This window comes from Alteromonas sp. KUL49 (genome assembly GCF_006538345.1).
Lineage (GTDB): Bacteria > Pseudomonadota > Gammaproteobacteria > Enterobacterales > Alteromonadaceae > Alteromonas.
The window spans coordinates 1-15,260 of sequence record NZ_BJKL01000010.1; the positions used below are offsets into that span (position 1 = coordinate 1).

At 42.8% G+C, this 15,260-nt stretch carries 11 protein-coding genes; 8 read left to right on the top strand and 3 right to left on the bottom strand.

Features of this window, described 5'->3' with window-relative positions; all coding sequences use genetic code 11:
- From EYS00_RS16230 to EYS00_RS16250, 5 genes are all read left to right on the top strand, one after another.
- On the top strand, positions 1-996 hold a 996-nt coding region (locus EYS00_RS16230; RefSeq protein WP_181412804.1), incomplete at its 5' end, for an ABC transporter permease.
- A gap of 26 nt (positions 997-1,022) precedes the next feature.
- Entirely contained in the window at positions 1,023-2,390 is a 1,368-nt protein-coding gene (locus tag EYS00_RS16235; protein WP_165399409.1) for an ABC transporter permease, read from the top strand.
- A 171-nt stretch (positions 2,391-2,561) separates the two neighbouring features.
- A complete protein-coding gene (locus tag EYS00_RS16240) occupies positions 2,562-3,521 on the top strand; it encodes an ankyrin repeat domain-containing protein (protein ID WP_130638489.1) in 960 nt (319 codons plus the stop codon).
- 163 nt (positions 3,522-3,684) lie between these two features.
- A complete protein-coding gene (locus EYS00_RS16245; RefSeq protein WP_130638491.1) occupies positions 3,685-5,169 on the top strand; it encodes an SEL1-like repeat protein in 1,485 nt (494 codons plus the stop codon).
- Positions 5,150-6,760, top strand: coding sequence for a sulfatase (locus EYS00_RS16250; RefSeq protein ID WP_242618804.1), 1,611 nt, complete (start codon positions 5,150-5,152; stop codon positions 6,758-6,760). Before EYS00_RS16245 ends, EYS00_RS16250 begins: the two co-directional genes overlap by 20 nt.
- Here EYS00_RS16250 and EYS00_RS16255 read toward each other — a convergent pair.
- A complete protein-coding gene (locus EYS00_RS16255) occupies positions 6,741-8,204 on the bottom strand; it encodes a sulfatase-like hydrolase/transferase (RefSeq protein WP_130638495.1) in 1,464 nt (487 codons plus the stop codon). The two genes, EYS00_RS16250 and EYS00_RS16255, sit on opposite strands and share 20 nt — an antisense overlap.
- A 234-nt stretch (positions 8,205-8,438) precedes the next feature.
- On the opposite strand from EYS00_RS16255, the gene EYS00_RS16260 reads away from it, so the two are divergent.
- From EYS00_RS16260 to EYS00_RS16270, 3 genes are all read left to right on the top strand, one after another.
- The gene (locus tag EYS00_RS16260) at positions 8,439-8,951 is read left to right on the top strand and encodes a YgjV family protein (protein WP_130638497.1); all 513 of its coding nucleotides are present in this window, start codon (positions 8,439-8,441) and stop codon (positions 8,949-8,951) included.
- A gap of 493 nt (positions 8,952-9,444) precedes the next feature.
- Positions 9,445-12,594 carry a TonB-dependent receptor gene (locus tag EYS00_RS16265; RefSeq protein WP_242618795.1) on the top strand — a complete coding sequence of 1,050 codons (3,150 nt, stop codon included), beginning with the start codon at positions 9,445-9,447 and terminating at the stop codon, positions 12,592-12,594.
- 119 nt (positions 12,595-12,713) lie between these two features.
- Positions 12,714-13,679, top strand: coding sequence for a Gfo/Idh/MocA family protein (locus EYS00_RS16270; RefSeq protein ID WP_130638501.1), 966 nt, complete (start codon positions 12,714-12,716; stop codon positions 13,677-13,679).
- A 381-nt stretch (positions 13,680-14,060) separates the two neighbouring features.
- Here the strand turns inward: EYS00_RS16270 and EYS00_RS16275 are convergent, their stop codons facing one another.
- Both EYS00_RS16275 and EYS00_RS16280 read right to left on the bottom strand, forming a co-directional pair.
- Entirely contained in the window at positions 14,061-14,270 is a 210-nt protein-coding gene (locus EYS00_RS16275) for a cold-shock protein (protein ID WP_130638503.1), read from the bottom strand.
- A 299-nt stretch (positions 14,271-14,569) separates the two neighbouring features.
- Entirely contained in the window at positions 14,570-15,244 is a 675-nt protein-coding gene (locus tag EYS00_RS16280; RefSeq protein WP_130638505.1) for a phosphoglycolate phosphatase, read from the bottom strand.
- Positions 15,245-15,260: the final 16 nt, after the last annotated feature.

The window sequence follows — 15,260 nt, forward strand, 5'->3', positions numbered from 1 at the left end:
AAGTCTCAAGCGAAGCTAGGATTTGTAGCCACCGTGGTTACAACCATGGGCACAACACTTGGCGCCTTGCTTTGTGTGTTAACCCTGGGTTTCCTATTAATCGTTGAGCCATTGCCCTACCCAGATCAGACTCGCTTATACAACGTTATTCATCATATTGGCGACGATAAAGATGAAGTAAATGCTACCGCATTTACTTACCCTGGCTTAATACACCTATACAAAAACCAAGACGTGTTTGAGCAAACAGCATTAGTTCACTATGGTAGCGATGTACTAACATCACTGCCCCATCAACCAACACTTAACACCGCTTATGTTACTCCAGAGTGGCTTGATCTACTCGGAACAACACCCTTGATCGGTCGAGGTTTTGAGAGTACTGAGGCCCTAGATACTCACAATCCTGTGGCAATAATCACCTATGAAACCTGGCAAAAGGAATTTGATGGTACCAATGACATTTTGTCAAAGAAGATTGCTTTTAGTGGCGTTAGTTTCTCTATCGTGGGCGTGTTGAACAAAGACTTTATTGAACCTCAGATTCAACAAACTGGCTTTGAAGCGGGTGTATGGCTTCCATGGGACTATAACCTTGATACCAATCTCATGGAAAGATGGGGGAACATTAGTGGCTCTCTCACCTTCGTGGGTAAACTAAAGCCAGAGATATCAGTCGCACAAGCCGAACAAATACTAACGCCATTGGTTAGTGAAACATGGCAGGAAAACGTCGCCAGCATTGAGTTTTTTAACGGCTGGTCTGTCGAAATTGAACTGATGTCCTTTAAAAACGCTATTGTGGGTGAAAGTACCTCAACGGTCTATAAACTCCTCGCAGGTGTCATTGGCTTAGTACTCATTGCCCTAGCCAATGTAGTTAACTTATTTATGTCTCGTACCGCAGAGCAGCAGCGTCAACTATCGATTTACGCGGCACTTGGCGCTAAAAAAGGCAGTTGTTCAAAGGTTTGTTTGCTGAATCGCTACTACTGATGATGTTTTCTCTGATGGTGGCTCTTGTGATTGCAACCATGGGATTCGCGATACTCCAGAGTAGACTGTCGTCCGAGCTACCACGAGTCAATGAGTTGAGCATTACTTGGTTTACCCTATTGAGTGCTGTGTTCTTAGCGTGTGCTAGCGCATTAATATTCGCCTACCTAAGTAGTAAAATGATCAACTACAAAGCTTTGAACACCAGCCTTCAATCTAGTGGTAAAGGCACGGGAATTCAGGTGTCTAAACGCCTTCGTCAATCACTTGTAGTGCTTCAAGTCACCATTGCAAGTGCGCTAGTTTTCGTCAACATTACTTTGTTTAATGATTCAGTGGAATCCATCACTACAGACAATGGCTACTCTATTGACGGTATGTCTCAGATCAGTGTTTCTATATCTAGTAGCGAACTGCCTCCAGCGGAAGAGCGCGCTGCAGATATGCTGTTGCTTAAGCAAGAATTGTTGGCTTTACCTCAGGTGGTAGAAGTTTCGCATTCTCGTTCTGTTCTTGACGGATATGGCTTGTGGGCGCTAACCAATGTTCAGAGCGGAGAAAACTTTACTCCAGAGAGTAAACGCGTGAGCGCAAACTACTTTTCTCTGGTGGGTCAAGAACTTATAGAGGGTGACTTTTTCTCAGAAGCCGACATTGCCGACGACAATCGAGTGATGGTAATCAACGAAGTATTCGCGGACCGAATAAATCCTAACGGTAGTGCAATTGGCATGCAGATATCCAATGATCCTGAAGAGCCAAGCTACACGGTGATAGGCATTGTAAAGACCGCCAAAAGACCAGCAAGTGACGATGAGCCTATGCGCGTATACACGCCTGCTACTCACAATACGCCTACGATGACGTTAAAAATTGCAGATGGTCAATCAGTCACTCGTGAGGACGTGGTCATGGCAATCAAAACTGTTGGGAGCCAGTACGCCCTATTTAGTTTTAACTCGCTAGATGAGCAACGAGATCTATTGCTCTTTACTGAGTACGCCACAGCTATAACTACGGCAGTACTGGCATTCATCACCCTGTTTCTAGCCGGTGTAGGACTGTACGGCATATTGAGCTACAGTACTCAGATGCGCCGCTTTGAAATAGGCACGCGCATGGCAATAGGCGCTAAAAGGGCGAGTATAGTATCGCTCATTATCAAAGATAATTTGGGAGTCGTTGCACTGGGTATTGGTTTAAGCATAATCGTCACTCTTATTGCCTACCTCACCAATAAAGATATTTTGAGTGCGTACGTAAATATAGAGCTTGCAGGCATCTTCGTGATTACCGTTGTCAGTATAATAATGCTTTCACTGTTCGCCTGTTACTGGCCGCTACGTCGGTTCATCAACAGACCCGCTATACATTCACTTCGAGGAAATGATTGATAGACTCGCTCATTTACTCAATTCAAGCCCTGAACATTCGGGGCTTTTTTTGAGCTTGTGCACAAGATTTGTTACAAAGTAACAATCTATGACTTAATTTTAAGCGTTACAGTAATCCGTAGTTATTCAACCATGCAGACTCATATCTCAATTGTCTAGGACGCATCCAAAATGAAAGTGCCAACCACACTGTCAATAACGCTAGCAATCGCCTGCGTAGGTATTTGGGGGCTTTTAATGGTGATGTCTATGGCCTTTGTCATTTACGACCAGCCCGTGTCTATTGATGATGATAAGTTTTTACTGTATTCGCTTATTAAGTACTATCCAATCCTTGTCATCGGCACCTTAGCAATAGCTTTAAAATTTAAAGACAACAAAGGATTACTTCCATTTAGCGCTGCTATTGTCCCTACGTCTCTTGTTGGCTTCCTTATTTTTGATATGACAAGAGTCTCGATTATTGACTGGGATAGTTTTGAAACGCCGAGCGAGCAACAATTCATCTATCAATCGGCTTTTGGTGCGCCTGACGATTTGGCAAAATTGCGTTCATCAATTGATTCCCTCAACTTTACCGGTGAGGCTGGACTCTCCCCGTTACTTGCAGCCTATCGCGCAAGAAACATGGAAACCTTTACGTATCTCTTGGAACAGGGGGCAAATACTAATCTTATGCCCTACGACTCCCTCCAATATCACGTTGGAAACTACATCATTAACGACCGTGACCAGCGTCAAAGTCAGCAATTTTTTGAACAACTAACCCACTATGGTTTAGATATACATGTGGCAACAAGCCACTCAAACCTGCTCGATTCGGCCTCAACGAACTCCAATCAGTGGTATTTAGTTTACTTATTAGAAAATGGTGCCAGTGCCAACATAAAGGGGAGTATTTACCTCACACCTATCGCTTATGCGACACTGCACGGCTATTGGGAAAATGCACTGTATCTAATGCCGTATTCAGATAGTGACGGACTATATAACGCAGCGGCAATTCTGTACGAAGGAAAACAACGGGGACTATACAATATCCCATCAGCAGCGAGGGACGCGTTTGAAACATCACTCACCAATCACGGAATCGATTTTCAAGTTGCCTACGACGCTCGACGTAGGCAATAGCTAGTCACTATACCGATTATCCAATGGGCCATTGGCGCTGATACCTACATCAGAAATGCAAATAAAGTGTAAATAGTTTCAAAATCATCATTAACAACTAGCAATAATCAATCAAATATGCACAAAATAGGTCATTATCGATAATTTGGTGTAGGTTATCTCTATGTTTAAAGCCAAACTTCTGGCATCGAGTGTTTTGTTTTTCAGTAGTTTAGTCAGTGCAGATATTTTTAAGGCTGACAGTCAATTTACCAATCAAGAATACAGTGCTGCGTACGAAGGCTATCTCGCGGCATCTAAACTTGGCAATCCTCACGCTCACTATCAGCTTGCAAATATGTATATGAAAGGCTTGGGTGTCGAGCAAGATATGATTAGTGCGATTTTGTACTATGCTCTGGCGGCAGAATATGACTTTCATAACGCAAACGCGGTATTGCAGAGTATTTACGACAGCCTCCCAGAGGAGACGGTATCTGAGGTTTCAAAGCTAATTGACGGCTACATCGCCCAACATGGAAAAGTCTCAATCAATAACGCTTATTTTCCAGTTATTCTTGAAGACAAACTATCGACAAAGATCATGTTTGGCGAGGACACTGTGCCACAAACTAAGTTTTACAGTGAGGAGGTTGAGCTTCAAGACTACTTCGACGAATTTGAAGATGAAGAAGGTAATATATCTCTTGAAATTAATGCACTCACTCCCCCTCAGCCGCCAATTTTAGTGATAGACCACGATATTCACTGGGATGGTTCTGTGAGACATACCGAACAATTACAAAAGTATGGTGGTACGTTTGATGGAACAAGAGAACTCATGGACGGGATCGCCAACTATCCTCTTGAGGTTCCCACTTTTGATGGTAAACCCGTGGAATTCTTATCTCGAGCGTACATGGGGGCAGCGGTATACGACAAATTTACGTTGGTAAGACGATACGAAAATGCTTACGAACAAATATTGCGTCAGTCAAATCGTTTAAAGACAGATCCGTCATTGAACGCTCAATACCAATATGCCACTGCGTTAATAAACTTCCCTTGGCTCAAACAAGATGAAGGAGAAGCTGAACGTATCCTTGCTTCGTTGGCGAACCTGGGTCACTCTCCAGCAATGCTAGAGTACGGCTTACTGCTTTACCGTGAACAACGAGAGCTACCTGCGGCGATTCATTGGATAGCAGAGTCTGCCAAATATGGTTTAACCCGTGCAGAGTATCGTTTAGGAAAGCTTTTGCAATCTAGCCCGTGGGTATTCACCGATGACAGCAAAGCACTATTTTGGTTTGAGCTTGCAGCCCAAGATGGACACGTGCAAGCGACACTCAGAGCTATTGAAATTCTGTTGCTCTCAAACAACGAAAACATTCGTAATCCAATTACTGCTAGTAGTTACCTTGACAGTATTGCTGAAAGCCAAGCAAGAAACCCTGAATACTTCTATCTGCGCGCACAGCTCCTTCGCCAAGCAGAAGAAAAAGACTTCAAGCAAATATTTGACGACTTCAGGCAAGCTATTTTACTCGGCAATCAGCTCAATTGGGACGTGAGTGATTGGCAAGCATTACTCGACAGGATGATGCAAGGAAACATAACTATTGGTGACGAGGGATTGTGTGAAGACAATGACGAGCAATGTGGATAGGCTCAACGCATTACTAGGAAAACTTGCGCTGGTCAGTACATTGCTACTGACTTCGTGCGCCGTTGATACTGAGAGCAATCATCAAACAACAACCGATAAAGTTGAAACATTCAACAGTATAAATGGCAAACCGAATTTAATAGTCATTGTCGCAGATCAAATGCGACGATCGTCAATGGAGTTTTGGCAACAACCTGAATTTCAGGGAGCGTTGAATACCAATAGCGACCCGGTTATCACCCCCAACCTTAATGCGTTGGCAGATAATGGTGTTGTATTCACCGATGCCATCGCTAACTTTCCGTTGTGCAGTCCGTACCGTGGCATGCTGCTATCTGGGCTATTTCCTCATAAAAACGGTGTCACAAATAATACCAGAGTGGGACGACCAGAGGTTGGGTTAAAACCCGATATTCCCACGTTAACTTCAGTCCTTCGAGATAACGGATACAACACGGCACTCATTGGCAAAGGACACTGGCACAATAACCTCCCCATGTTTGATGGCAATAATCGCTTTGTAGGAACAACGACTGCGCCAGGCGGGCATTACTTTCAAGGTACGCGATACGATACCTATATTCCTCCTGGTAAAGCTAGACAGGGAATAGAATATTGGTATCAGTCTTTAGGTCACAACCACAAAAACCCTGTGGTATATACAAATGACACCGAATTGAGCGGAGTTGAGGAAGGAACGCCCTTTCATCCGAAGCGTTATTCAGCTGTTGACCAAGCTAATGTCATCATCGACTACATCGGCAACACGCGAGCGCAAAGAGACAACAACAAACCCTTTGCCATTCTATGGACCATGGACCCTCCACATAGCCCCTATAACAATATTTCAGATACCGATGAACGTATATTCAACACTATGTATCGAGAGATCCCTTTAGGTCTACTATTAAATCGCCCGAATGCCAGTATCGAGAGAGCAAAGGCAGCGGCAGCAATACACTTCTCCATGATTACACTCATTGACCGAGAGATCGGGCGTGTATTAACCACACTAGAAGAGCGAAATTTACTCAACAATACTCTTATTGTATTTACCGCTGATCATGGTGAAATGATGGGAAGCCATGGGAAGATGGCAAAAAATGTGTATTACGAAGAGTCAATCGGTATTCCACTTATTCTGTATTTCCCCGATAAGTTAATACCGCAACAAGACGACTTATTGATTGGTGTGCCAGATATAAAACCCACGGTGCTTGGTTTACTCGGTCTAGAACACCAAGTGCCAACCGACTTAGACGGTACAAATTATGCGCCTTATTGGCAAAACTCTTCAAATATAGACAACGAACCAGAGCGACCGAAATCGAGCCTGTATTATGGTACGGGTGATGCCTACGGAGTGCGAACTCACGAATATTTGTATGTGGTGAACAGCGATGGAAACCTCGATGCTTTGTTTAACAACGTAGAAGACCCTTATCAACTGTCCCCACTGACACTGAAGGATATTCCACCTGAAGATGTAACCACGCTCCAAGATGAATTAGGTCAGTGGCTGACAAGGATAAACCACCCTTGGGCGCTTGCGCGTAAACATAGTCAGATGATTAGTTACCCTGAAGAATAGGATCGTCTGACCCACCCATCTTACTGAGCAACTGCTCTAGAAGCGAAGCTTTAACACCTTTAAGGTGGTCATCAGTAGTGTTAATTATATTAAACTGCTCATCAGGGTCGGTAGCTAAATCATACATTTCATCACGCTCTGGATTAAGAAAGTCTTTTACCAACTTGTACTTACCATCGCTGTACATACGCATCTGAGTACGAGATTGATGTAGGGTGGTGTAAGCCGCGTAGTAATCCGTAGATATTACCTGTGATGGATCACGAAATACTGGTAAATAGCTCTGCCCTCTGATTGTGTTGTCCTTGCTTGGGTTCCCCCCTGCAATGTCAGTTAATGTTGGGAACCAATCTAGATTAGACATAGTTGAAAAGTTCACCGAATTTGCGGGGATCACCGACGGCCAACGAACTAGCGTAGGTACTTTTAAGCTATTGTCATACATATTCGGACGCTGGCCTGGGGGGACATTCTCTGATCCTGCGGATTTGCTATTAAGTAACCAGAATCCATTACCTTTGTGCCACATACCATTGTGCGCAATATTGTAACCGTGGTCTGAAGTAAAAATAACAAGGGTGTTTTCTTCTAAGCCCATACGCTTGAGTTCATCAAGGAGCATTCCGACGTTTCTATCGATACCCGATACGCTGGACATATATTCACGCATCAATGTAGTTGCTCTATCCACGTTTAGATCAGGATACTCCGGATGTGGAAGAGCTATCTCCCTATCTTCGTAGTGCGCCTCGTCCTCTGGCGCAACCGGCAAAAATCGGTAGTGTGGCGCTCTGTAGTGAAGGGATAAGGCAAATTTTTCGTCTTTATGTTTGCGTATAAATTCCACCGCGTGTTGAGTAAGAATATCAACGGTTAAGCCTTGTGCTTTATATTCTTCACCATTGACTTCCAAAAGAGGGTTTACTGGCGTCGTTCCGCCGCCAACAAAACCTACAAACTCATCGTAACCGTGTTTCGTTGGATGATGTATTGCTTGATATCCAAGGTGCCACTTACCTATTAGACCAGTGATATAACCCGACTGTTTTAATACTTCTGGCCAAGTCTCGTGCTGCGGGTCGAGCCCAAGGTTTGGTTGATGCTCAGTCAGTGTCTTAGCTTTAACATTTATCCAATCATCAATGCCCAGCTCATAACCATACTGTGACGTAAGTAACCCAGCTCTTGCAGGGCTACATACTGGAGTCGTGGTGTAACTGTTCGGAAAATATAATCCTTGTTTGGCTAACGCATCTAAGTTTGGCGTATGAATTTGTTCATTCCCTGACACACCTATGGCCCACGGCGCTTGGTCATCCGTGTAGATGAATAGAATATTGGGGACCTCATTGGCTGTGTTTTCATTAACCTGAACTTCAGCATCTGCACAGAGTGACACACTCCAAAACACGACAAAAAGTGCATAATAAGCAATTGATTTCATTAATAAGAACCTTAAAACCAGGACGTATTTATTTAACAAAAACTAAGATACGTCATACCCCTTGTTAGCTGTTACAAACCAACATCCGAATTCGTAATAATGATTGGCATCATACCAGTTCAAAAATGCAACATGAACAGTTATGATTCAAAATGACTCAAATTAACTAGTAAAAGAGTGCTTGAGAAAGCACTCTTACTAAGAACAAATCACAGTTAAAGGCATACAAAATCTATGTGGCAAACAGAGTGGATAGCACAGTTTATTGGAGGGTTAAGCTTCGTCACGGCACTTTTTGCCTACTATCAGAAAGATGACACAACACTAAAAGCCTTGCTCTGTGCGGTTTATATCATTCACGGCGTTCACTTTTATCTTTTAGAGGCAACAACAGCAGCACTCATGTGTGGTTTGAGCTTGCTTCGCACACTCACCACAATTTACACATCATCGCTGAAGGTAATGTTTATCTTTCTGTTACTAACGTTAGTCGCCGGGGCTTTGAGTTACTCGTCAGTTAAAGACTTACTCGTTGTATCTGCCGGAATAATCGGTGTTTATTCACTCTTCAGATTATCGGGAATACCAATGAGAGTAGGAATAATGATGGGAGCTTCGCTGTGGTTACTCAATAATATACTCGTTGGCTCAATCGGAGGTGTTTTACTGGAGGTATTTGTAATTTCCGTCAACCTCATTACTATACAGCGGTTGAAAGCTGACGACGGTCGAGCACAAGCTATTTAAAGTAAGATTCACGCCTTTAAACGCAATGGTAAGCACGGCTTTCGAATCGCTTTTTGATGAGAAATAACGTGATATTCACAAAATCAATCATGACCATTGATGAGCGAAATTGAAATATTTATATACTTTTGGATAACAAACCACTCACTAAATCTCGTCAAAAGTCCCTTACAAGTGCTCAAAAAACAACCAAAAACAACACAAACCATCTCTCATCGTAAAATATTTTGAACTTTTTATTTACAAAAAAGTGTTCGAAAAATTGCCGCGAACTACAAATAAACACATAAAAAACAAAACATAATCAAGAATCAAAAGTTAATAGGAAACGCGTTTACAAAAAAATATGAAATTTAACAATTGTTTTTACATTAGTTAATCGGCTATGATTGGTTTCGCTCACTTATGATTGTTTGTAATTCTTTTACATAATATTAAAAAGTCAGGGAGCATTCTTCCTACTACAATGAATGTTCCGGTACGAGGCATGACAATGAAGAAAACAGCTATAAAACCATTAAAGCTTTCAAAGCACCCAATCGCTATGGGTGTTGCTGGCGCACTACTATCAATTAGTTCACCCACTCTATTTGCACAAGAAGCCAACGCTGAAACACCGGATACCGATGTTATCGAGGTGATTGAAGTTTCTGGTGTAAGGCAGTCCCTTGAAAATGCACTGAATGTTAAACGAAACGCACCATCAATCGTTGACGCTATCTCTGCAACTGACATTGATGCACTTCCGGCACTCGACTTAGGGGAAGCACTTCAAGCCATTCCGGGCATTCAGTTGAATAACGACGAAGAAGGTCGTCAATCAACAATTAGCTTGCGTGGTCTAGGTAGTGGATTCGTTAAAACTACTGCATTTGGCCAATCATTCGCCACACCGTCATCAGCAAGTGGCCTATCCGTAGGTAGCCCAAATCCTTTCGCTGCATTCGAACCTAGCGTATTCGACGGTGTAACCGTTGTAAAAAGTCCCACAGCAGACCTTCAAGAAGGTGGCGTAGCAGGTATCGTTGACAAACAACTCCAACAAGCTCTGTCTAAGAAAGACGGTACGTTTACTGCCAGTTTGGGCGGTAGATACGAAGAGCTCACTGGTAACTGGGATCCAAACGTTAGACTAGCTGGTGTGCGTCATCTTATTGAAGATAAGTTAGGTGTTGCCTTTAAACTTGGTGCTTCAGGGCAAACTTTCCGCCGCGATACATTTGATATTATCGATTATGTGTCAGTGGACGATCTAGGCGACCAAACTCGTGCGACAAACATCGCTGAGTACCGTGAGCGTTGGGGCATTCCAGATGACGCTCAAGTACGTGCGCCAATGAGAGGAAGAAATGTAAGTGAGTACAGTGAAGGTGACCGAGTATCGCTTTCAGGTAACATTGAATATCGAGTTTCTGACGACTTTAAATTAGGTGCTCACTTACTCTATTCCGAACGTGATCTCGACGACGGTACTAAGGAAACCACTTCATTCGAAACTGGTTTTAACCGTACCCGTTATGACCGAGACAACTTTGATGCTTTAGTTACCTTAGACATGGATACAGCGCCGTTTGCGTACGACCGACTGTCGGATGACCCAGACGCTGGCCGAGTTTACGGTATATCTAACATTAACTTTGAGAACGGTACATTCCGTAACGAGAACCGTAAAACAACGTTCAATGAGAAAACTCAAGGCATTATGCTTTATGGTGATTACATCAACGACTACTGGGTATTCGATGGTGTTGTAAGTCACTCAGAGGCAGAAAACAATTTTGAAAACATTGGTATTTACTTCAATCACAGTCAGGATTGGAGAGATCAATTTAACTTCACTGATGTTAACGGCCGTCGCAGCGTTGACAGTGTTCCAACTGGGTTTGACGGAACTATTAATACCGGTCAAGGCAACTTAGATAATATCGTTGTTGCAGGTATGTTGGAAACGCCTTATGTATACGACAACCTAGTGTGGTCACAACCTACCACAACAGGTTCACAAATAACTGCGGTTTCTGATTTAAACCAAGGTCGTCGTTTACAAACAGGTATTAACGGTCGTGTTCGTGACCTAGACAAATCGTACTCTAGCGCAGAGTTCAACGCGCTTCGTTATACTGAACTAAGTTTGGGCGACGGGTTTACTGTTGATTCTATTAAATTCGGTGGTCGTTACTCAAAAGAAACCTTGGACAGCTTAGACCAACGCCAAGGGCCTGCAGGTATCGACACATCTAACATCGGTAGCTCTTACTTAACCGACCAAGTACTTACCAACGTTCAAAACCCATACTTTAACGGTAACATGCCTGGTACTTTCGACCATACTGGTGGTTGGGTTACGATTGATAACGACGCTGCAATTCGCGCCTTACAAACCAATATCGTTACCGATGTGAATGATCTCGTTACGGGCCGAAGCTTCGTATCTATTTTCCCTGGACTAGAGCGTAACCGCTCAGGTTTCTGGGATAGCCAAAACAACCAAAGTGGTCTTCCTACCAATATCGGCTTTAACTTCGATGCCGAACAAGAGATCATCGCGTTGTACGCAATGGCTGACTTCTCTGGTGAAATTGGCTCAGTGCTTTACTCTGGTAACTTAGGCGTAAGACATGTTGAAACTGACAATAGCTTCAACGGCTTCGAAACCGTAGTTGATGCCCAAGGCAGAAACGGTGTTGCGACGCTCACTCCATTCGAAGATGATTACAGTCATACACTTCCTATGGCCAATATTTCCTTCGAATTAACGGAAGATATCATTTTACGTGCGGCTTACTCTGAAGGTTTGGTTCGTCCTAACCTACTCGCTCAGCGCCCAACAGCAGCAGTTCGCGGTGGCCCTCAGAGCGTGCGAATTGACTTACCAACAGCTACAGTACGTCCTTATGACGCGACTAACTATGACCTATCGCTCGAATGGTACAACCGTGAAGGTAGTGCAATCTCTGTTGGCTACTTTAAGAAAGATATTTCTAACCTGTTCGACCAACAGGAAGGCTTCTGCCCTGAGAATGGTTCAAACGCTATTGTTGATGGTCTAATTGGTGCCGTTGAACGCGTGCCAAGTGACGGCGGCAGCGGTGAGTTTGCATGTCAACAGGTAACACCGCTTGAAGATGAAGACGGAAACCTAGTTAACCGTGAAGTAATTATCAATGCGCCAATCAACACGTCTGAAACAATTTCAGTAGAAGGTTTTGAAGTCGCTGTTCAGCAAAAACTAGACTTCCTTCCATACCCTTGGAATGGTTTTGGTGGGGTATTCAACTACACCAAACTACGTCAAAGTGGTAGTGAAGTAGAACTTACGCGTGTTTCTCCAGAGTCGTACAACGTAATCGGTTACTGGGAGAACGACGGTATCAGTTTACGTCTTTCATACAACTGGCGTGACGACCAAACACTTCGCGGCGCGAACTCATTCTTGGGCACTAACGCAAGAACACGTTTAGCGCAAGGCAGACTAGACTTTGTAGGTTCATATGCACTCAACAAGAAGACGAAAGTATTCTTGCGAGCATTCAACCTTACTGATGAAATCGGCCAAGAATATCTGGGTACTGACGAGCGTGCGGTAAGTCGTATTACGTACACAGGTCGAATTTACCAGGTCGCTGTTAACTACAAGTTCTAAAACATCTACATTAGAGCGAGTTAATTTATTAAGCTCTCTTTAGTCAAACTTTTAGTGTGAGGTTTGATTATTGAGAGCTTTCTCTTTTTCAATGCGAGAAAAACATTTCAGGAGAGTCAATGATCAAGTGGGGAATTTTAGGCTGTGGCGATGTAGCAGAAGTAAAAAGTGGCCCGGCGTTCAATAAAGCACAGAACAGTGAACTCATTGCCGTTATGCGAAGAAATGCATACAAAGCGAAAGACTTTGCTGCCCGTCACAAAGTACCTTTCTGGTACAACACCATTGACGGCTTATTAAAAAATTCCGACCTTGACGCGATTTACGTTGCTAGCCCACCAGTTTATCATGAAGAACACGCTATCGCTGCATTGCAACACGGAAAGCACGTTTATCTAGAAAAGCCAATGGCAATGGATACGGAAGCCTGCAAACGAATTGTGAATGCAGCTCAAGCGTCAGATAAAAAGCTTTCAATTGCCCATTACCGAAGAGCACTTCCCTCTTTTGTGCATGTTGCGGAAATGCTAGAAGCAAATGTTATTGGTGACGTTAGAAGTGTGTCATTGACGTTGCTCAAGCAACCACCGTCCTATGATATTGATGAGAATAGTTTTTGGCGAATTAATCCTGATATTTCTGGAGGAGGCCTTTTTCACGATTTAGCACCTCACCAACTTGATTTAATGATTCAATACTTTGGGGCTCCCGAACACTACGTTGGTATTTCAAGCAATCAGGCACAATTATCAAGAGCAGATGATACCGTGTCAGCGCTTATGCGATTTCCTGGTGGTATCCACTTCCAAGGAAACTGGTGTTTCTCAGTCAACCCTTTCGATGAAACAGATCACTGCAAAATCATTGGTACCAAAGGACACATTGTTTTTTCATTTTTTGACACTAAAGTCACAGTCGTGACAGAGCAAAAGGACATGGAATACACTTTTGAACACCCTGAAAACGTTCAACTTCCCATGATTCAAAGAGTGACTGATTACTTTATGGGTAAAAGAGATAACCCATGTAGCGGCGTGGAAGCCACAAGGGTGATACAGATCATGAGTGAAGTCTCTCGAAAGTAGGCTCACGAATCGTTTTAAATCGAGGGCTTTTGTTTATTAAAAGGGCTTAGATTGCACACTGTTGTTCGAAGTATTTTAAACGCATTAAATATTAACTAGCCAGTTAACAAAGCTTTTCGTTTCAGTCACATTTTGGAAAACAACATTTTTCAGCTTTTGCTGATCTCTAAAGCTAACGCTGAATTTATTTACAGAAACATTAGAGATTGGGGGCTGAGCATTTATGCTTTCGCCTTTGTAAGTATGAATCATTAATTAAAAAAACCTATAGGATGTATTGAAGAATATCAGTGGGTCAATAACTGAGGATATATTCTGGAAGAGAGGATATCAGTAAGAATAGGCTACTTGGAATTAGCCTATCCTTTAATGACTTAAAGCTTATGCAACTTTAACATCGGCAGCTTGTAGGCCTTTTTGACCTTGTTCAACAGTAAACTCAACTTGTTGACCTTCGGTTAAGCTTCTAAAGCCTTCAGAAGCAATAGAGCGATAGTGTACGAACACATCCTTTCCGCCATTGGCTTGAGAAATAAATCCAAAGCCTTTATCTTCATTAAACCACTTCACAGTACCAGTAGATTTAGACATTTGATGTCTCCTAAATAAATTTGTATAAATGTTGCATAAGCAACTGATGTTGCTAAAAAGGACTAGCGTAAGCGAGAGACTCTTAAACAGGTATTCAGGAGAGGAACGTAAGTTACTAACTAAAAACTAATGCGTATAAGCGATTGTCGATTATTTGATAGAGCAATTTTAACGCCGCTATTGTAACACCCTCGGCGTATAAGGCCTAATTATTGTTCAAAAAAGTTTAACAACACACAACAATGATGTGTATTACTTTTTAATTCGAAGCATTGCTAACTTAAAAGTAAAAATAGAAATTAAGCTAACACGCTGAGTAAATCATCAAACTTATCAAATGCGTAAACCGGCCCATAGGACCTGACATCCTCACCTTGATGATATCCATAGGTAACGCCAATGCTGTCCATATTTGCGGCATTTGCTGCAACTAAGTCATTCTTAGAATCGCCAATCATTACACATTCTTCGATTGGAACCTTGAGCGTCCTCGCGCCATGCAACAAAGGCTGTGGAGATGGTTTTTTCTCTGGCAAAGAATCCCCGCCAAGGTAAGTCGAAAAGAGGTGTCGGATACCAAGTTTAGATAATATTGGCTTAATGAATTCATTGGGTTTATTCGTAATAATGTTCAGTGAGTAACCACGCTGTTTTAACGCATAGAGCGTAGTTTCAACATGTGAATACAATGTGGTTTGCTCACACACGTTCTTACTGTAGTGTTTCAAAAATAACGACAACGCCCCATCGACAGTTTCTTTACCAAGCATAGGATCAACAGAAACGCTTGATGACAACCCTCTCTCAACGAGCACCCGGGCACCGTTTCCGATCCATTGCCTGATGATATCCTCTTCGAACGTTACCCGACCTAAATCCTGTAGCGTTGCGTTTAACGACGTAGCCAAATCAGGAACTGAGTCTATCAATGTACCATCTAAGTCAAAAAATAACGTAGTCTTATTCACTATCATCGCTCTAATATTTACT